Here is an 18,263-nt window from a genome sequence, read left to right on the forward strand (position 1 = left end):
CGCCGCACCGCGTCCATAACCTCCGGGAAGACCGTTCCCCAGGAGGATTCATGGCCATCGTGCAGGCACCCCCCGTCCGAGACATCCCGAGCGCCGAGGCTCGCGGCACCCGCGACACCGGCATCGACCTCGTCCGCTCGCTCTGCGTGATCGGCGTGGTGCTGCTGCACGCGATCATGGTCGGCGTCTCCGTGGTCGACGGACGCCCCGCCTTCGACAACGCCAGCACCGGCACGTGGTGGATCGTGCCCGTCAGCTGGGCTCTGCAGGTCATGCCCCTGTTCTTCGTCATCGGCGGGTTCTCCGGACTGCTCGCCTACCGTTCGGCGGTCGCCCGCGGGAGCGACGCGCGGAGCTTCATCGCGGGGCGGGTGCACCGACTGCTGCGGCCCGCCGTGGTCACGATCGCCGTGATCGGCGTCGCGCTGTGGACGTTGACGCTGTTCGGGGTCCCCGCGGACCTCATCGCCGTCGCGGGTTACCGGTACGGGCAGCCGCTGTGGTTCCTCGCGGTCTTCCTGCTGTGCCAGGCACTCCTGCCCGCGCTCGTGCACCTGCACCGGACTCGGCCGCTCCTGGTCCTCGCCGTGCTGGTCGCAGGCGCAGCCACCGTCGACGCGGCGAGGGCGATCAGCGGAGTCGACGCCCTCGGGTTCCTCAACCTGGCGTTCGTCTGGCTCGCGCTCCAGCAGATCGGGTTCTTCCTCGCCGACGGCAGCATCGACTCCCTGCCCCGTCGCACCCGGGCGCGCATCGGCGTGGGCGCAGCGCTCACCCTCCTTCTCGGTTTCGCCACCGGCCTCTGCTCCCCCGACCTGATCGCGCACATCAACCCGCCGACCTCCGCGCTGATCCTCGTCGGTATCGTGCACACCTGCGCCCTGTCGCTGAACCGCGCCCGCCTGTCCGCCCTCAGCGCTCGCCCTCTTGCCGCGGTCGTGAGCGGCTTCATCGGCCGACGGACGATGACGATCTACCTCTGGCACATGCCGGTACTGCTCGCCATGGCGGGCGTGACGGCGATCCTCGCGATCAGCGACGGCAGCACGCTCCCGGTGGCGGGAAGCGCCGCGTGGTGGGCGGATCGTCCGCTCTGGCTCGCGACGGCACTGACGCTCGCCGCCCTCGTGGCGGTCCCGTTCACGCGCATCGAGACGCGTCGCCCGCCGCTGCCGACCGACGCGACCTGGCGCATCGCGCTCTCGGTGCTGAGCGGTCTGATCGGCGTGGTGCTGCTACTCGTGACCGGCACGACACCCGTCACGGCGATGATCGCGGTCGTGCTGCTCGTCGTCGCTCTCCGCCTGGCGGCCGCGCCGGTACACGGCCGATGGATCCCCCGTTCGGCTCTCAGGAGCGTTCGGCCGCGTGCCCGAGCCTGAGACCCGGGATCGCCGCTGCACCGACGAGCGCGAGGCAGAACACGAACACGACCCAGAACGTGCTCGCTCCGCCTCCGAGCGTCGCGACGGCGAGACCGGCGAAGGCGATCGTGACCGCCGAGCCCGTCGAGTCCGAGATCGAGAGCGCCGAGGAGTTGAATCCCTGGTTGCTCTCATCGGAGTATGCGAGCGTGAGCACGGTCAGCCGTGGGTACAGCAGGCCCATTCCGCCGCCGGCGAGGCCCCACCCGATCACGACCACGATCGGCGAGATCCCGAACAGGGCGGCGAGGAGCACGCACAGCAGGGCGACCAGCAGCAGCGAGAGGCTGATCATGGTGATGCGGTGGTTTCCGAGCCGTTCGCCGTACTTCCCCTGCAGTGCGGATGCCCCGGCCCACGCGAGCGCGGCGAACATGAGGGCGATGCCGGCCCAGGTCGCCGTGAATTCGAAGCGCTCCATGAGCAGGTACGGGATGTACGCCTCCGCGGCGAAGAAGGCACCGGCGACGATGCCGCGCATGAGCACGACGCTCGGCAGCCCCCGTCCGGCCCGGAGCGCACCTCGGGGCAGCAGCGGGAGGATGGCGATGCCGATGACCACCAGTGCGCCGATCGCGACCGGCCAGCGCACTTGAGGCACCATGTCGGCGGTGAAGCCGATCACGACGGCGAGAACGGCGACGACGACCGCGAGCAGCCGTCGGGTCGCGATCGTCCGCCGGTCCTGCGGCTCACCGTGCCCGAGATCGACTCCGCTCAGGCGCACCGCGATTACCGTGAACGCGATGCCGGTGAGCACGGCGACCCCGAGGAACGTCCAACGCCAATCGATGTGCTCGGCCACCGCTCCGGCGAGGAAGGGGCCGATCATCGACGGCACGACCCAGGCCGCGGCGAACGCGGCGAAGATCCGCCCGTGCAGGTGCGGCGGATACAGCCGCGCGACGACGACGTAGAGCGCGACGGTCTGGCCACCGGCGCCCAGCCCCTGCACGAGTCGCCCGACGAGGAACTGGTGCATCGTGACGGCGAAGCCCGAGATCAGGAGTCCCACCAGGAACAGCGTGACCGCGACGTAGAGCGCACCCCGCGGCCCGCGGGCGTCCGACCAGGCGCCCGCGGCGACCATGCCGATGACACCGGTCGCGAGGGTACCCGAGAAGGCGACCGCATATAGCGCTCCGCCGTCGAGGGCCTCGCTGACGATCGGCATCACCGTCGTCACCGCGAGGGCCTCGATCGCGGCGAGGAAGATCAGCGCGATCGCGCCGGTCGTGACCCAGATGCGGCTCCGGTCCCAGATCGACGCGACGGGCGACGGGGCCGTCATCGCCCGACGAGCGCCGCGATGCGCTCGATGGCCTCGGTGAGGATCTCGGGACTCGTGCCGAAGTTCAGGCGCGCGAACCCCGTGCCCTCGTCGCCGAACGCCGAGCCGTTGTGGAGGGCGACCTTGGCCTCGCGCAGGATGCGTCGCGAGGGGTTGTCGCCCCACCCCAGGGGTCGCAGGTCGATCCAGGCGAGGTATCCGGCATCCGGCAGGCGGTAACGCGCCCCCGGGAGATGCCGCACGAGGAGATCCTCGAGAAGAATGCGGTTCTGGTCGAGCGTGCGGAGCAGACCGTCGAGCCAGTCGTCGCTCTCTTCCGAGAACGCGGCGACGGCAGCGATCAGACCGAACTGTCCCGTGCGCCAGACGACCTCGATGGGCAGGTCGCGCAGGACGGCGTACGTCGTCTCATCGGCTGCCACCATGAGCGCGCACTTGAGGCCGGCGAGATTGAACGCCTTGCTCGCACTGACCACGGCATAGCCGACTCGGCGGGCGGCATCGTTCACGGCGAGGAACGGAGTGAATCCCGTGCCGGGCTGCGCGAGCGGTGCGTGGATCTCGTCGGAGACCACTGCCGCACCGAACTCGGCGGCGAGATCCGCGAGGGCTGCCAGGGCGTCGCGATCGTGCACCGTCCCGGTCGGGTTGTGCGGGTTGCAGTGCAGGATGGCGGTGGCGCCGTCGTCGAAAGCCGCGCGGATGCCGTCGAGATCGAGTTCCCAGCGCGTACCGGTGTCGCGCAGGGGCACGCGCTCGACCTCCGCGCCGGCCTCCGCGACGAGGTCGTAGAAGGGCGGGTACACCGGAGGGGTGACGACGACGCGCTCCCCCGGTTGGGTGACCCGGCGAAGGATCTCGACGATCCCCATGCTCACATCCGCCGTGCTGCGCATGAGGGACGGGTCGGGCGCCCACCCGAACCTGCGCTCGGCGAACGCCGCGTAGGCCTCCTTCAGGGGAGTCCGCGACGCGATGTACCCCGTGTCACCGAGATCGAGCGCACGCTGGAGCGACGCCGTGATCTCCGGTGCGAGCGGGAAATCCGTCTCCGCCACGAACAGGGGCAGGACGTCCTCGGGGTACTCGCGCCACTTCTCGCTCGTGCGTCGGCGCAGCTCGGAGAGAGGCAGCGCCTTCACCTCAAGCATCAGATGGCGAAGCCGAGTGCTCGCATCATGTCGCGGCCGTCGTCGGTGATCCGCTCGGGACCCCACGGCGGCATCCATACCCAGTTGATGCGGAAGCGGTCGACGACCTTGTCCAGGGCCTGCGCGGTCTGCTCCTCGAGCACGTCCGTCAGCGGGCATCCGGCGCTCGTCAGCGTCATGTGGATGACGAGAGCGTCGTTCTCGTCATCCCACGCCAGGTCGTAGATGAGTCCGAGGTCGACGACGTTGATCCCGAGCTCGGGATCCATGACGTCCTTCAGAGCCTCGGTGACCTCGTCGTACTTCTCGTCGGTCAGCGTCGCGGTCGCGGTCATGCGGTCAGCCTACGCCTCGATGGGAGCGGCGGGGTCGAGGAAACGGTCGTATCCCTCGTCTTCCAGCCGGTCGGCGAGCTCGGGACCGCCCTCTTCCACGATCTTGCCGGCGACGACCACGTGCACGAAGTCGGGGCGGATGTAGCGGAGGATGCGCGTGTAGTGCGTGATGAGGAGCACGCCGAGGCCGGTGGCCTCCTTGGCGCGGTTGACGCCCTCGGAGACGATCTTCAGCGCGTCGACGTCGAGGCCGGAGTCGGTCTCGTCGAGGATCGCGAACTTCGGCTGCAGGACCTCGAGCTGGAGGATCTCGTGACGCTTCTTCTCGCCGCCGGAGAACCCCTCGTTGACGTTGCGCTGAGCGAACTTCGGGTCCATACGCAGGTTCGCCATGGCCGCCTTGACGTCCTTGGTCCACGCGCGGATCGCGGGGGCCTCGCCGTCGAGCGCGGTCTTGGCGGTGCGCAGGAAGTTGGTGACCGTCACGCCGGGGATCTCGACGGGGTACTGCATCGCGAGGAACAGACCGGCGCGTGCGCGCTCGTCGACGCTCATCTCGAGCACGTCCTCACCGTCGAAGGTGATCGAACCACCGGTGACGGTGTACTTGGGGTGGCCGGCGATCGTGTAGGCCAGCGTGGACTTACCCGAGCCGTTGGGGCCCATGATGGCGTGGGTCTCACCCGTGTTCATGGTCAGGGTGATTCCGTTGAGGATCGGGGTGGCCCCCGCCTCGGTCTCGACCGTCACGTGGAGGTCGCGGATCTCGAGAACAGACATTCAGATTTCCTTCGTCACAGTCGGGTCGATGAGCACGTCGTCGCCGTCGATCTCGACGACGTAGACGGGGACGGGCTCGTAAGCAGGGAGGTTCTGGGGCTTGCCGGTGAGCAGGGAGAACGCCGAGCCGTGGGCCCAGCACTCGACCGTGTCACCTTCGACGAAGCCCTCGGAGAGCGAGATGTCGCCGTGGGTGCAGGTGTCGCCGATCGCGTGGATCACGCCCTCGCCGTCCTTGATCACGGTGATCGGGACGCCATCGGGCTCGACGCGGATCGGCATGTCCTGCTCGAGCTCCGCGACACCGCACACGCGCTGAGCGCTCATGCCGATACCGCCGAGAGCTCCGCCTCGATCGCAGCGAGGAGTTCGGACTCGAGCGCCGGGATGCCGAGGCGCTGGACGATGTCGGTGAGGAAGCCGAGCACGACGAGACGGCGTGCCTCTTCCTCGGTGATGCCACGAGCCTGCAGGTAGAAGAGCTGCTCGTCGTCGAAACGACCCGTCGCGCTCGCGTGTCCGGCGCCGAGGATGTCGCCCGTCTCGATCTCGAGGTTCGGGATCGAGTCGGCGCGGGCGCCCTCGGTGAGCACGAGGTTGCGGTTCGCCTCGTAGGAGTCGGTGCCGGTGGCATCCGGGCCGATCAGCACATCGCCGATCCAGACGCTGTGGGCGCTCTCGCCCTGCAGCGCGCCCTTGTACAGGACGTCGCCCTTGGTGTGCGGGCCCTTGTGGTGCAGGTAGACCTGGCTCTCGAGGTGCTGGCCGGCGTCGGCGTACGACAGACCGTAGAGGTAGCCCTCCGAGCCTGCACCCGCGAGCTCCACGTTGGGGTTCACGCGCACCACACCGCCACCGAAGCTGATGACGAAGTGCTTGAGCACGGCATCCGCATCGACACGGGCCTGATGCGCCGACGTGTGCACCGCGGCATCCTGCCACTGCTGGAGGGTCACCACGGTGAGACGCGACCCGGCGCGGGCGATGATCTCGACGTTCTGCGCGTACTGCGCGGCACCGATGTGGTTCAGCACGACGGTCGCCGAGCTGTGCTCGAGAGCCTCGATCACGATGTGGGCGTCGGCGCGCTTCTCGGCACCGCGACCCTCGATGGTGAGGAGGATCGGCTCCGCGACCTCTTCCTCACGCGGGATGCGGATGTGCATCGCCTCCGTGGCACCCTGCCAGGCAACCGCGCCGGTGATGTCCTCGCCGCGGAAGAACTCGCCGCGAGGAGCCGCGCCGATCGCGAGTGGTGCCGCGAGGTACTGCTCTCCGGCGAAGAACTCGTAGGAGACGCCGTCGTTCTGCGCGGCGGTCTCGAAGAGCGCCGTCAGCTTCGCGACGGGGGTGTGCTTCCAGTTCACCTCGCGCCCCGTCGGCACGCCGAAATCGGCGGGCTCGAAGGAGTGCGGGCGTTCGGAGCGGGTCTGCACCGGCACGAAGCCGGCGTCCGCCACCTGCGCCGCCGGGTCGACGTGCGCGCTCGAATAGTGCGACGCCGTGGGCGTCGTCGTCTGGGAGGTCATCTCAGCCGACCGATCCTTCCATGCCCATCTCGATGAGCTTGTTCAACTCCATCGCGTACTCCATCGGCAGCTCGCGCGCGATCGGCTCGATGAAGCCGCGCACGATCATGGCCATGGCCTCGTCCTCCGGCATGCCGCGCGACTGCAGGTAGAAGAGCTGCTCCTCGCTGACCTTGGAGACGGTGGCCTCGTGACCGAGCTGCACGTCGTCGACGCGGATGTCGATCGCCGGGTAGGTGTCGGAGCGCGACTTGGTGTCGACGAGCAGCGCGTCGCATCGCACGGTGTTCGCCGAGTGGTGGGCGTTCGCATCGACGCGGACCTCGCCGCGATATCCCGCGCGACCGCCGCCACGGGCGATCGACTTCGAGACGATCGACGACTGCGTGTACGGAGCCATGTGGATCATCTTCGCGCCGGCATCCTGGTGCTGGCCGGGGCCGGCGAAGGCGACCGAGAGCGTCTCGCCCTTGGCGTGCTCGCCCATGAGGTAGATCGACGGGTACTTCATCGTCACCTTCGATCCGATGTTGCCGTCGACCCACTCCATCGTCGCTCCCTCGTGCGCGACCGCGCGCTTGGTGACGAGGTTGTAGACGTTGTTCGACCAGTTCTGGATCGTCGTGTACCGAACGCGGGCGTTCTTCTTCACGATGATCTCGACGACGGCCGAGTGCAGCGAGTCGGACTTGTAGATCGGAGCGGTGCAGCCCTCGATGTAGTGCACGTAGCTGTCTTCGTCCGCGATGATCAGGGTGCGCTCGAACTGCCCCATGTTCTCGGTGTTGATGCGGAAGTACGCCTGGAGCGGGATCTCGACGTGCACGCCCTTGGGGACGTAGACGAAGGAGCCGCCCGACCAGACGGCCGTGTTGAGGGCGGCGAACTTGTTGTCGCCGGCGGGGATGACCGAGCCGAAGTACTCCTCGAAGAACTCGGGGTGCTCGCGGAGAGCGGTGTCGGTGTCCATGAAGATGACGCCCTGCTGCTCCAGGTCCTCGCGGATCTGGTGGTAGACGACCTCGGACTCGTACTGCGCGGCGACGCCGGCGACGAGACGCTGGCGCTCGGCCTCCGGGATACCGAGGCGCTCGTAGGTCTCGCGGATCTCGGCGGGGAGGTCCTCCCACGACTGCGCCTGCTTCTCGGTCGAGCGCACGAAGTACTTGATGTTGTCGAAGTCGATGTCGCTGAGGTCGGCGCCCCAGGTCGGCATCGGCTTGCGGCCGAACAGCTGATAGCCCTTGAGCCGGGTCTTCAGCATCCATTCGGGTTCGCTCTTGAGCGCCGAGATACCGCGGACGACCTCTTCGGAGATCCCGCGTTTCGCGACGGCGCCGGCGGCGTCAGCGTCGTGCCAGCCGAACTCGTACACCCCCAGGCCATCGAGCTCCGGGCGGTCGATCAGCACATCCGACATCACACTCTCCTCATTGGGCCTCAACGGTGTCATCCGCCCCGACACACCTGATCCCCGTCGAGTCTGCGGGGAGCGGGTGCCGCTGGTGGGCCCTCATCACCGGCGCATCCTTCGCGCCTAAACTGTTATCGATGCTTCCGCGCCCTCGAGCGCGCATCGCAACAATCCGATTCTACAGGCTCCGCTTCGCGGACGGGCCGCCCGTCCTGCGCGAAGCGCGCCGGAGGCCCCATGCCCGACACCGCCACGCCCGCCCGCACCACCGCCGCGGCGCTCGATCTGCGACCCGCAGCATTCACTTCGCCGTGGGGACGCGTCCTCCGCGTGTTCGCGTGGCTGTCGTTCCTCACCGAGACGATCATCATCGGGACGGGTGGGGCCGTGCGCCTGACGGGCTCCGGACTCGGATGCTCGGAGTGGCCGCTCTGCACACCGGAGTCCCTCGTGCCGATCCTGGCGGACCAGGGCATCCACGGCGCGATCGAGTTCGGCAACCGGCTGATGACCGGCGTCGTGGGCGTCATCGCGCTGGTGGTCGTGCTGCTCGTGCTGCACCTGACCGACGGATCGCGCTCGGTCTTCCGCGCGCTCCGCTATGCGGCGGGCGGCATCGTGGCGGCCGCGGCCGCGTTCGCTCTCGTCACCCTCACCGGCCTTCCGGTGCCCGCGTTCCCCGTGGCATCCGCGGTCCTGCTCCTCGCGGTGATTGCCGCCGCGATCCACACGACGCGTCGCACCTCGGCGCGCCGCGATCTCCTCGTCCTGGCCTGGGTCGTGTTCGCCGGCGTCATGGCGCAGGCACTCGTCGGCGGCATCACGGTGCTCACCGGCCTGAACCCGTTCATCGTCGGATTCCACTACACGTCGTCCCTGCTCCTGGTGTGCGTCACGGCCGCATTCCTGGTGCGCCTGTACGCGGCTCCGGGACCGCGCGAGCGCGCGGTGCCGACCTGGTTCATGATCCTCAGCCACGTCACCGGGCTGGCGCTCGCGGTCACCATCCTGTTCGGCGTGCTGACGACCGGATCCGGCCCGCACTCCGGCGACCAGGACGTGCTGCGGCACGGATTCGACGCGACCGTGCTCGCGCACGTGCACTCCTGGCCCGGGTACATCCTCGCCGCTCTCGTGCTCGCCCTGACGATCGCCGCCTGGGCGCTGCGCCTCCCGCCGCGGAAGTGGCTCGTCGTCCTGGTCCTGGCCATCGCGGTCCAGGTCGGCGTCGGGGTCTGGCAGGCGCGCGCGGGACTCCCGCCTCTGCTGGTCGGCATCCACATGGTGCTCGCCTCGCTCTCGGCAGCGACCTACACCGTCGTCGTGCTGAAGCTGAAGCGCCCGGCAGCCGACGAGGTCAGCGCCCCCTCCGCCGGCTGAACGAACGTCTCAGAGTCCGCGGACAGCCGATCCATAGGCTGCGCATACCGGAGTCATCAGCGCGTCCGTGATCGTGGTCGGCATGAACAAGTCACTGACACGCAGCATCGGATTCTGGCTGCTCCTCGTGCTCGCCCTCGCCTCGACCGCGGTGGGTGGGTGGCTCATCTCCGGGCAGATCGGGACGATGACCACGACGCTCCTCGACAACACCGCGACCGGGGTTGACGTCTACGTCGGTCAGTCGCTGGTGGTCGTCGGCTCCGCGCTGCTCGGCGCGGGCGTGCTCGGCATCCTCCTCGCCGTCGCCCTCGTCGCCGTACAGTCGCTGATCCCTGCGCCGACGCCCGTCGTCGTGGAGCCGATCGACTGGACGACCGAGGCCGATGACACGACCGCTCCGGTCGGTGAGGCGACGGTCACGGCCGTCGACGAAGAAACCTCAGCGGATCGGGCTCTCGGGACTCCGGTGAACGACGACGTCGCGGCGGATGCCGAGACCGACGATCAGAAGGGCAGCAGCGGGTCGACCGCGACCGCGACGAAGATCAACGTCAAGTAGGTGATCGAGGCGTGGAAGACTCGCATCGGCCGCGCCTCGGTCCCCCGCACCGCACGGTTGTACAGGCGGTGCGACTCGTAGATGAACCATCCTCCGAAGACCAGGGCGGACACCGTGTAGACGAGGCCCATGTTCGCGATCGGCACCAGCAGCAGCGAGCACGCCAGCGTCGCCCACGCGTAAAGGATGACCTGGAGTCCGACCTGCGAGGCGTTGCGCGTCACTCCGAGCATGGGCACGTCGACGTCGTCGTAGTCGTCGCGGTACTTCATCGACAGCGGCCAGTAGTGCGGCGGCGTCCACAGGAAGATCAGCAGGAACAGGATGAACGCGGGCCAGTCGAGCGATCCGGTCACGGCCGCCCAGCCGATCAGCACCGGGAAGCACCCGGCGATCCCGCCCCAGACGATGTTCTGCTCGGTGCGGCGCTTGAGCAGCATCGTGTAGATCACGACGTAGAAGAAGATCGCGAAAGCCGAGAGAGCGGCCGCGAGCCAGTTGGTGGTGACCAGCAGCCAGACCGTCGAGAGCACCGCGAGGGTCCAGGAGAACACCAGCGCGCCGCGCGGGGTGACCTCACCCGTCACGAGCGGGCGGTTCTCGGTGCGATGCATGTGCGCGTCGATGTCGCGGTCGAGGTACATGTTGAACGCCGCGGCGGAGCCGGCGCTCATCGCGCCGCCGATCACGGTCGCCAGCACCAGCCACAGATCGGGCATGCCGCCGTACGCCAGGAACATCACCGGCACGGTCGACACGAGGAGCAGCTCGAGGACGCGCGGCTTGGTGAGGGCGACGTACGCCTTCACCGTGCGACCGATGGACCGCTTCCCCACGGTCTGATCAGACATCGTCGAGATCTCGATCGCCTCCTCCACACGCGTCATGACAACCCTTCCAGTCTAGGGCACGCGGCGGGGCGGACTCGGAGCGTAAGACGGGGTCTGGGGTCGGACCCACCCCGCTATGCTGAAAACACTCGCGCCCGGCGCTGTGCACACTCTCCGTGACAATGCGGAGGCGCAGGGAATACGGGCGCCCTCGAAACTGTCGGAAAGGGCATGAACGTGTCGGAATTGCAGTGGGATGAGATCGATCGGCGCGCGGTGGACACCGCTCGCCTCCTGGCGGCGGACGCCGTGGAGAAGGTCGGAAACGGGCATCCCGGCACGGCCATGAGCCTCGCTCCTGCCGCCTACCTCCTCTACCAGCGCGTGCTGCGGCACGACCCGACCGACACCGATTGGCTCGGTCGCGACCGCTTCATCCTCTCGGTCGGACACTCCTCGCTCACGCAGTACGTGCAGCTCTACCTCGGCGGCTTCGGCCTCGAGCTCGACGACCTGAAGGCGCTCCGCACCTGGGGCTCGCTCACGCCGGGACACCCCGAGTACGGTCACACCAGGGGCGTCGAGATCACCACCGGTCCCCTGGGTCAGGGCCTCGCGTCGGCCGTGGGCTTCGCCTACGCCGCCCGCTACGAGCGCGGCCTGTTCGACCCCGAGGCGGCAGCGGGCACCAGCCCGTTCGACCACTTCGTCTACGTCATCGCCGGTGACGGCGACCTGCAGGAAGGCGTCACGAGCGAGGCCTCCTCTCTCGCGGGCCACCAGCAGCTCGGCAACCTCATCGCCATCTACGACTCGAACCAGATCTCCATCGAGGACGACACCAACGTCGCCTTCACGGAAGACGTCGCGAAGCGCTACGAGGCTTACGGCTGGCAGGTGCAGACGGTCGACTGGAAGAAGACCGGCGAGTACGTCGAGGACGTCGCCGAGCTGAACGCGGCCATCGACGCCGCGAAGGGCGAGACCTCCAAGCCCTCGCTCATCATCCTCAAGACGATCATCGGCTGGCCATCGCCCGGCAAGCAGAACTCCGGCAAGATCCACGGCTCGGCGCTCGGCGCCGACGAGCTCGCCGCCACCAAGAAGGTCCTCGGCTTCGACGCCGAGGAGACGTTCGTCGTCGCCGACGACGTCATCGCCCACACCCGCGGTCTCGCCGACCGCGCCGCCGGCATCCGTGCCGAGTGGCAGGAGTCCTTCGACGCCTGGGCCGCGGCGAACCCCGAGCGCAAGCAGCTCCTCGACCGCCTCGAGGCGGGCGAACTGCCCGCCGACATCCAGAACACCCTGCCGGTCTTCGAGGCCGGCAAGGACGTCTCGACCCGTGCGGCCTCCGGCCAGGTCATCAACGCCCTCGCCGCCGAGCTCCCCGAGCTCTGGGGCGGATCGGCCGACCTCGCCGAGTCGAACCTCACGACGATCAAGGGCGCCCCGTCGTTCATCCCGGCCGAGTGGTCCACCCACGAGTGGTCGGGCAGCCCGTACGGCCGCGTGCTGCACTTCGGCATCCGCGAGCACGCCATGGGCGCGATCGTCAACGGCATCGTGCTGCACGGGAAGACGCGCGCCTTCGGCGGTACGTTCCTCATCTTCAGCGACTACATGCGCCCCGCCGTGCGTCTGGCCGCGCTCATGAACGTACCCAGCGTCTTCGTCTGGACCCACGACTCCGTCGCGCTCGGCGAGGACGGACCCACGCACCAGCCGATCGAGCAGCTCGCGACCCTGCGCGCCATCCCGAACCTCGCGGTGGTGCGCCCCGCCGACGCGAACGAGACCTCGGCCGCCTGGCTCGAGATCCTGCGCCGCCAGGCGGGTCCGGCCGGCATCGCCCTCACCCGTCAGAACATCCCGGTGTTCGAGCGCGGCGAGGGTGACGCGGAAGGCGAGGTCTTCGCCTCGGCCGACCGCACCGCCCGCGGTGCCTACGTGCTGGCGGAAGCCGCGAACGGCACCCCGGACGTCATCATCGTCGCCACCGGATCCGAGGTGCAGCTCGCCGTCGAGGCCCGCGCCGCACTCGCCTCCGAGGGAATCGGCGTGCGCGTCGTGTCGGCCCCCTCGCTCGAGTGGTTCGACGAGCAGGACGAGGCGTACCGCGAGAGCGTGCTCCCCGCCGCCGTCACCGCGCGCGTGTCGGTCGAGGCCGGCTCCGTGCTCACGTGGCGCGGCATCGTCGGCGACCGCGGACGCTCGGTCGGCATCGACCACTTCGGCGCATCCGCCGACTACAAGACCCTGTTCCAGAAGTTCGGTATCACCACGGAGGCCGTGATCGCGGCCGCTCGCGAGACCATCGCCGCACACAGCACCAAGGAGAACGCATGAGCACCCCCACCGCACAGCTCGCCGCCGCCGGCGTCAGCATCTGGCTCGACGACCTCTCGCGCACCCGCATCTCCTCCGGCAACCTCGCCGAGCTGATCGAGACGCGCAACGTCGTCGGTGTCACCACGAACCCGACGATCTTCGCCAACGCGCTCACCGACAAGAGCAACACGTCGTACGACGCCCAGGTCACCGAGCTCGCCGCCGCCGGCGCCTCCGCCGAGGAGGCCGTGTTCGCGGCCACCACTCAGGACGTCGCCGCCGCACTGGACGTGTTCCGTCCGGTGTGGGAGGCCTCGAACCACGTCGACGGCCGCGTGTCGATCGAGGTCTCCCCCGACCTCGCTCACGACACCGACGGCACCGTCGCGTCGGCCAAGGAGCTGTGGAGCAAGATCGACCGTCCCAACCTCCTCGTCAAGATCCCCGCGACGAAGGCGGGCCTGCCGGCGATCACCGAGGCGATCGCCGCGGGCATCAGCGTCAACGTCACCCTGATCTTCAGCCTCGAGCGCTACGAAGAGGTCATCGACGCCTACCTCGCGGGCCTCGAGCGCGCGCAGGCGGCGGACATCGACCTCGCCGGCATCCACTCGGTCGCCTCGTTCTTCGTGTCGCGCGTCGACACCGAGACCGACAAGCGCCTCGACGCGATCGGCACCGATCAGGCGAAGGCCCTCAAGAGCAAGGCCGGCCTCGCCAACGCGCGTCTGGCCTATGAGCTGTTCGAGAAGAAGTTCGCCGAGAAGCGCGCGCAGGATCTCCTCGCCGCCGGCGCGAACCTGCAGCGCCCCCTCTGGGCCTCCACCGGCGTCAAGGACCCCTCGCTGCCCGACACGCTCTACGTGACCGAGCTCGTCGCGGCCGGCGTCGTGAACACGATGCCGGAGAAGACGCTCGAGGCGACCTTCGACCACGCCGTCGTCACCGGTGACACCATCACGGGCGGTTACGCCGAGGCGCACGCCGTCTTCGACGCACTGGCGGAGGTCGGAATCGACCTCGTCGACGTCACCCAGGTGCTGGAGGACGAGGGCGTCGCGAAGTTCATCGACTCCTGGCACGACCTGCTCGCGCAGGTCGCCGAGACGCTGGAGGCACAGCGATGACCTTCGGCATCCACGCCTCCGGCGACGCTCGCGTCGCGATCGACGAGGTCGTCCCCGCACTCGTGCGCGACCTGGTCGCCTCGCGGATCACCGGCGGAGACCCGACCCTCTGGGGCCCGGCGGCCGAGGCCGAGGCCTCCATCCGTCTGGGCTGGGTCGAGGCCGTCTCGGTCTCGCGTCCGCTCGTCGACGAGATCGTCGCACTCCGCGAACAGCTCGCCTCGAAGGGCGTCGACCGCGTCGTTCTCGCGGGCATGGGCGGATCGTCGCTCGCCCCCGAGGTGATCGCTCAGACCGCGGGCAAGCCGCTCACGATCCTCGACTCGACGGCCCCGGGCCAGGTGCTCGCGGCCCTCGACGAAGGACTCGCCGACACCGTGCTCGTCGTCTCCTCGAAGTCGGGCTCGACCGTCGAGACCGACTCCCAGCGCCGCACGTTCGAGGCCGCCTTCCGCGACCTCGGCATCGACCCGCTGGAGCGCATCGTCGTCGTCACCGACCCGGGCTCCCCGCTCGACGTCTCGGCGCGCGAGACCGGCTACCGCGTGTTCAACGCCGACCCGAACGTCGGCGGACGCTACTCCGCGCTGACCGCGTTCGGCCTCGTGCCGTCCGGCCTCGCGGGCGTCGACATCGACGAGCTCCTGAACGAGGCCGAGGCCTCGCTGCTCGAGGTCGCGGTCGACTCGGCCGAGAACCCTGCACTACGCCTCGGCGCGGCCATCGCCGCGACCGATCCCCGCCGCGACAAGCTCGGCCTCATCACCGACGGCACCCACATCAAGGGCCTGCCGGACTGGATCGAGCAGTTGATCGCCGAGTCGACGGGCAAGGACGGCACGGGAATCCTCCCCGTGGTCCTGCTGCCGGTCTCCCCCGAGCTCGATTCGAAGCCCGCCGACCTCCAGATCGTCCGTCTCGTCGACGACGCCAACGAGTTCCACCTGCACGAGCGTCACGAGGGCGAGATCCTCGTCAGCGGCTCGCTCGGCGCGCAGCTCATCGTCTGGGAGTACGCCACCGCGATCGCCGGCCACCTGCTGCGGATCAACCCGTTCGACCAGCCCGACGTCGAGTCGGCGAAGGTCGCGGCCCGCGGTCTTCTCGACGCGCGCCCGGAGCCGACCGCTCCGGCGTTCACCGAGAACGGCGTCGAGGTGCGCGTGTCCGACCCGGCTCTCGCCGTCTCGGGCACCGTCGAAGGCGTGCTGGACGCCCTGTGGGCGCAGCTCGCCGAAGACGGCTACGTCTCGATCCAGGCCTACGTCAACCGCCTCGAGGTCCCGCAGCTGCAGGGTCTCCGCGAGCTCGTCGCCGCCGACTCCGGCCGCCCGACGACGTTCGGCTGGGGACCGCGATTCCTGCACTCCACGGGTCAGTACCACAAGGGAGGCCCCGCCCAGGGCGTCTTCCTGCAGATCCTCGAGCGCACCGACGTCGATCTCGAGATCCCGGAGCGACCGTTCACGTTCGGCCAGCTCATCGAGGCTCAGGCTGCCGGCGACGCCGCAGTCCTGGCCGAGCACGGTCGCCCCGTCGTCTCCCTGACGATCACCGACTCGTCGGCCGACGTGCTCACCCTCTTCGAAGCCGCACAGAAGTAGTCAGCAGGAGAATCCCCCACCGATGTCTGTTCCCCTCTCGCGCGGGCACAACCCGCTGCGCGATCCCGATGACCGCCGTCTCAACAGGATCGCCGGGCCCAGCGCCCTGGTGATCTTCGGCGTCACCGGAGATCTGTCTCGCAAGAAGCTCATGCCGGCGGTCTACGACCTCGCCAACCGCGGTCTGCTCCCGCCCGGCTTCGCACTCGTCGGGTTCGCCCGACGCGATTGGGAGGACCAGGACTTCGCCCAGGTCGTCTACGAGGCCGTCAAGCAGCACGCGCGCACGCCGTTCCGTGAGGAGACGTGGGAGCAGCTGCTGCAGGGCATCCGGTTCGTCTCGGGCGAGTTCGACAACCCCGAGTCGTTCCAGAAGCTGAAGGACACCGTCGACCAGCTCGACGTCGAACGCGGCACCATGGGCAACCACGCCTACTACCTGTCGATCCCGCCGAAGGACTTCCCGCTCGTCGCGAAGCAGCTGAAGGACTCGGGACTGGTCGGGGAGGATGCCGACGAGGATTCGCGCTGGCGGCGCGTGGTGATCGAGAAGCCGTTCGGGCACGACCTGGACTCCGCGCGTGCGCTCAACGCCGCGCTCGAGGTCGCGTTCCCGGCCGACTCGATCTTCCGCATCGACCACTACCTGGGCAAGGAGACGGTGCAGAACATCCTCGCTCTGCGCTTCGCCAACGAGCTCTACGAGCCGATCTGGAACCGCAACTACGTCGACCACGTGCAGATCACGATGGCCGAGGACATCGGCGTCGGCGGGCGCGCGGGGTACTACGACGGGATCGGCGCCGCGCGCGACGTCATCCAGAACCACCTGCTCCAGCTGCTCGCGCTCACCGCGATGGAGGAGCCCATCAGCCTCTCCGCCGAGCATCTGCGCGCCGAGAAGGAGAAGGTCCTCGCAGCGGTGCACGTACCCGACGACCTCTCGCAGGCGACCGCGCGCGGCCAGTACGCGGGTGGATGGCAGGGCGGCGAGAAGGTCACCGGCTTCCTCGACGAGGAGGGCATGAACCCCGAGTCGACCACCGAGACGTACGCCGCGATCAAGCTCGAGATCGACACGCGCCGCTGGTCGGGTGTGCCGTTCTACCTGCGCACCGGCAAGCGACTGGGCCGCCGCGTCACCGAGATCGCCGTGGTCTTCAACCGCGCTCCGCAGCACCTGTTCGGACGCGGCAACGCCTCGGAGCTCGGTCAGAACGCACTGGTCATCCGCGTGCAGCCCGACGAGGGCGTCACGATCCGCTTCGGCTCGAAGGTGCCGGGCAGCGGGTCGAACGTGCGCGACGTGACGATGGACTTCGGATACGGCCACGCCTTCACCGAGGCCAGCCCCGAGGCCTACGAGCGCCTCATCCTCGACGTCCTGCTGGGCGATCCGCCGCTGTTCCCGCGGCACGAGGAGGTCGAGCTCTCGTGGAAGATCCTCGACCCCGTCGAGAAGTTCTGGGCGTCCGAGGGCGGCCCGGTTGAGCAGTACGCACCCGGTTCGTGGGGTCCGGCATCCGCCGACGCCCTGCTGGCCCGCGACGGACGAGTCTGGAGACGACCGTGATCATCGACCTTCCCGACACGACCGTCAGCCAGGTCGCCAAGCAGCTCGTGAAGGTGCGCGAAGAGGGCGGCGCCGTCGCCCTCGGCCGCGTGCTGACCCTCGTGATCTCGGCCCGCAACGGCGTCGCCGAGGCGGCCATCGACGCGGCCAACGACGCATCGCGCGAGCACCCGATGCGCGTCATCGTGCTCACCACGGGCGAGGGCGAGTCCCGTCTCGACGCCCAGATCCGCGTCGGCGGGGATGCCGGAGCTAGCGAGGTCGTCGTCCTGCACGCTTACGGCGACGCCGCGAGCAATGAGGAGAGCCTCATCACGGGCCTGCTGCTGCCGGATGCTCCGGTCGTGGCCTGGTGGCCGGAAGAGGCACCGACCTCTCCGTCGTCGTCGCCGCTGGGCCGGATCGCCCAGCGCCGGATCACGGACGCCGCGACCGCGCACGACGTGCGCGACCGCCTCGCGCTCCTCGGCAAGACCCACGCCCCGGGTGACACCGACCTCGCGTGGACCCGTCTGACGCACTGGCGCGAGCAGCTCGCGGCCGTGCTCGATCAGCCGCCGTTCGAGCCGATCACCGCGATCGAGGTCCGCGGCGCCGCCGCCTCCCCGTCGACCGCGCTACTGGCCGCCTGGCTGCAGCTCGCTCTCGAGGTTCCGGTGCGCTGGTTCTCCGAGCAGCCGGAGGTCTGGCACGACGGCATCCGTTCCGTACGGCTGACCCGCGAGTCGGGAGACATCCTGCTCGAGCGCCCCTCGCCCGGCGTCGCCCAGCTCACGCAGCCCGATCAGCCGAACCACGACCTGCACCTCCCCCGGCGCACGCTTCGCGAATGCCTCGCCGAGGAACTGCGCCGCCTGGATCCCGACCTCCTGTACGGTCGAGTGATCACCGAGGGCTGGGAGAAGCTGGGCCCGCCCGAGACAGGAGAGTGA

At 69.1% G+C, this 18,263-nt stretch carries 16 protein-coding genes; 8 read left to right on the plus strand and 8 right to left on the minus strand.

Features of this window, described 5'->3' with window-relative positions:
* Positions 1-50: 50 nt before the first annotated feature.
* Entirely contained in the window at positions 51-1,382 is a 1,332-nt protein-coding gene (locus tag ACTJKK_RS04720; protein ID WP_440747150.1) for an acyltransferase family protein, read from the plus strand.
* On the opposite strand, the gene ACTJKK_RS04725 is transcribed toward ACTJKK_RS04720, so the two are convergent.
* Genes ACTJKK_RS04725 through sufB form a run of 7 tightly spaced genes read right to left on the minus strand, consistent with a single transcriptional unit; the run spans position 1,351 to position 7,930 of the window.
* The gene (locus ACTJKK_RS04725; protein WP_440747151.1) at positions 1,351-2,715 is read right to left on the minus strand and encodes an MFS transporter; all 1,365 of its coding nucleotides are present in this window, start codon (positions 2,713-2,715) and stop codon (positions 1,351-1,353) included. The genes ACTJKK_RS04720 and ACTJKK_RS04725 overlap by 32 nt on opposite strands.
* Positions 2,712-3,866: a MalY/PatB family protein gene (locus ACTJKK_RS04730; protein ID WP_440747152.1), complete on the minus strand. Its 1,155-nt coding sequence runs from the start codon at positions 3,864-3,866 to the stop codon at positions 2,712-2,714. The genes ACTJKK_RS04725 and ACTJKK_RS04730 overlap by 4 nt, the downstream gene beginning before the upstream one ends.
* Positions 3,866-4,201, minus strand: a complete 336-nt coding sequence (locus ACTJKK_RS04735) for a metal-sulfur cluster assembly factor (RefSeq protein WP_247622261.1) — start codon at positions 4,199-4,201, stop codon at positions 3,866-3,868. Before ACTJKK_RS04735 ends, ACTJKK_RS04730 begins: the two co-directional genes overlap by 1 nt.
* A gap of 9 nt (positions 4,202-4,210) precedes the next feature.
* A complete protein-coding gene (sufC, locus tag ACTJKK_RS04740) occupies positions 4,211-4,981 on the minus strand; it encodes a Fe-S cluster assembly ATPase SufC (RefSeq protein WP_247622260.1) in 771 nt (256 codons plus the stop codon).
* Complete coding sequence (locus tag ACTJKK_RS04745; protein WP_247622259.1) at positions 4,982-5,308, minus strand: non-heme iron oxygenase ferredoxin subunit; 327 nt, start codon at positions 5,306-5,308, stop codon at positions 4,982-4,984.
* Positions 5,305-6,510: a Fe-S cluster assembly protein SufD gene (gene sufD / locus ACTJKK_RS04750; protein WP_440747153.1), complete on the minus strand. Its 1,206-nt coding sequence runs from the start codon at positions 6,508-6,510 to the stop codon at positions 5,305-5,307. Before sufD ends, ACTJKK_RS04745 begins: the two co-directional genes overlap by 4 nt.
* A 1-nt stretch (position 6,511) precedes the next feature.
* Positions 6,512-7,930 (minus strand): Fe-S cluster assembly protein SufB, encoded by a 1,419-nt coding sequence (gene sufB, locus ACTJKK_RS04755; protein ID WP_247622257.1) that lies wholly within the window; start codon positions 7,928-7,930, stop codon positions 6,512-6,514.
* A gap of 231 nt (positions 7,931-8,161) precedes the next feature.
* Here sufB and ACTJKK_RS04760 point away from each other — a divergent pair, with 231 nt between their 5' ends.
* On the plus strand, positions 8,162-9,304 hold the full coding sequence (locus tag ACTJKK_RS04760) for a COX15/CtaA family protein (RefSeq protein ID WP_440747154.1): 1,143 nt from the start codon (positions 8,162-8,164) through the stop codon (positions 9,302-9,304).
* An 82-nt stretch (positions 9,305-9,386) separates the two neighbouring features.
* Positions 9,387-9,866: a hypothetical protein gene (locus tag ACTJKK_RS04765; protein ID WP_440747155.1), complete on the plus strand. Its 480-nt coding sequence runs from the start codon at positions 9,387-9,389 to the stop codon at positions 9,864-9,866.
* On the opposite strand, the gene ACTJKK_RS04770 is transcribed toward ACTJKK_RS04765, so the two are convergent.
* On the minus strand, positions 9,812-10,717 hold the full coding sequence (locus tag ACTJKK_RS04770; RefSeq protein ID WP_404596767.1) for a heme o synthase: 906 nt from the start codon (positions 10,715-10,717) through the stop codon (positions 9,812-9,814). The genes ACTJKK_RS04765 and ACTJKK_RS04770 overlap by 55 nt on opposite strands.
* A gap of 216 nt (positions 10,718-10,933) precedes the next feature.
* On the opposite strand from ACTJKK_RS04770, the gene tkt reads away from it, so the two are divergent.
* Genes tkt through ACTJKK_RS04795 form a run of 5 tightly spaced genes read left to right on the plus strand, consistent with a single transcriptional unit; the run spans position 10,934 to position 18,263 of the window.
* Positions 10,934-13,045, plus strand: coding sequence for a transketolase (gene tkt, locus ACTJKK_RS04775; RefSeq protein WP_440747205.1), 2,112 nt, complete (start codon positions 10,934-10,936; stop codon positions 13,043-13,045).
* Positions 13,042-14,154 carry a transaldolase gene (gene tal, locus ACTJKK_RS04780; RefSeq protein WP_440747156.1) on the plus strand — a complete coding sequence of 371 codons (1,113 nt, stop codon included), beginning with the start codon at positions 13,042-13,044 and terminating at the stop codon, positions 14,152-14,154. The genes tkt and tal overlap by 4 nt, the downstream gene beginning before the upstream one ends.
* Positions 14,151-15,758, plus strand: a complete 1,608-nt coding sequence (locus tag ACTJKK_RS04785; RefSeq protein ID WP_247956311.1) for a glucose-6-phosphate isomerase — start codon at positions 14,151-14,153, stop codon at positions 15,756-15,758. Before tal ends, ACTJKK_RS04785 begins: the two co-directional genes overlap by 4 nt.
* A 22-nt stretch (positions 15,759-15,780) precedes the next feature.
* Positions 15,781-17,331, plus strand: a complete 1,551-nt coding sequence (gene zwf, locus ACTJKK_RS04790; RefSeq protein ID WP_247956312.1) for a glucose-6-phosphate dehydrogenase — start codon at positions 15,781-15,783, stop codon at positions 17,329-17,331.
* Positions 17,328-18,263 (plus strand): glucose-6-phosphate dehydrogenase assembly protein OpcA, encoded by a 936-nt coding sequence (locus ACTJKK_RS04795; protein WP_247956313.1) that lies wholly within the window; start codon positions 17,328-17,330, stop codon positions 18,261-18,263. Before zwf ends, ACTJKK_RS04795 begins: the two co-directional genes overlap by 4 nt.

The organism is Microbacterium sp. 22179, from assembly GCF_052045715.1.
Taxonomy (GTDB): Bacteria; Actinomycetota; Actinomycetes; order Actinomycetales; family Microbacteriaceae; genus Microbacterium; species Microbacterium galbinum.

What these genes read in the sequence shown, in the direction of transcription:
- zwf (WP_247956312.1), top strand. Translation starts at nt 15,781, where the DNA reads ATGTCTGTTCCCCTCTCGCGCGGGCACAACCCGCTGCGCGATCCCGAT.
- ACTJKK_RS04735 (WP_247622261.1), bottom strand. Translation starts at nt 4,201, where the DNA reads ATGACCGCGACCGCGACGCTGACCGACGAGAAGTACGACGAGGTCACC.
- ACTJKK_RS04770 (WP_404596767.1), bottom strand. Translation starts at nt 10,717, where the DNA reads ATGTCTGATCAGACCGTGGGGAAGCGGTCCATCGGTCGCACGGTGAAG.
- ACTJKK_RS04745 (WP_247622259.1), bottom strand. Translation starts at nt 5,308, where the DNA reads ATGAGCGCTCAGCGCGTGTGCGGTGTCGCGGAGCTCGAGCAGGACATG.
- ACTJKK_RS04760 (WP_440747154.1), top strand. Translation starts at nt 8,162, where the DNA reads ATGCCCGACACCGCCACGCCCGCCCGCACCACCGCCGCGGCGCTCGAT.
- tal (WP_440747156.1), top strand. Translation starts at nt 13,042, where the DNA reads ATGAGCACCCCCACCGCACAGCTCGCCGCCGCCGGCGTCAGCATCTGG.
- sufD (WP_440747153.1), bottom strand. Translation starts at nt 6,510, where the DNA reads ATGACCTCCCAGACGACGACGCCCACGGCGTCGCACTATTCGAGCGCG.
- ACTJKK_RS04725 (WP_440747151.1), bottom strand. Translation starts at nt 2,715, where the DNA reads ATGACGGCCCCGTCGCCCGTCGCGTCGATCTGGGACCGGAGCCGCATC.
- ACTJKK_RS04720 (WP_440747150.1), top strand. Translation starts at nt 51, where the DNA reads ATGGCCATCGTGCAGGCACCCCCCGTCCGAGACATCCCGAGCGCCGAG.
- sufB (WP_247622257.1), bottom strand. Translation starts at nt 7,930, where the DNA reads ATGTCGGATGTGCTGATCGACCGCCCGGAGCTCGATGGCCTGGGGGTG.
- sufC (WP_247622260.1), bottom strand. Translation starts at nt 4,981, where the DNA reads ATGTCTGTTCTCGAGATCCGCGACCTCCACGTGACGGTCGAGACCGAG.
- ACTJKK_RS04785 (WP_247956311.1), top strand. Translation starts at nt 14,151, where the DNA reads ATGACCTTCGGCATCCACGCCTCCGGCGACGCTCGCGTCGCGATCGAC.
- ACTJKK_RS04730 (WP_440747152.1), bottom strand. Translation starts at nt 3,866, where the DNA reads ATGCTTGAGGTGAAGGCGCTGCCTCTCTCCGAGCTGCGCCGACGCACG.
- ACTJKK_RS04765 (WP_440747155.1), top strand. Translation starts at nt 9,387, where the DNA reads ATGAACAAGTCACTGACACGCAGCATCGGATTCTGGCTGCTCCTCGTG.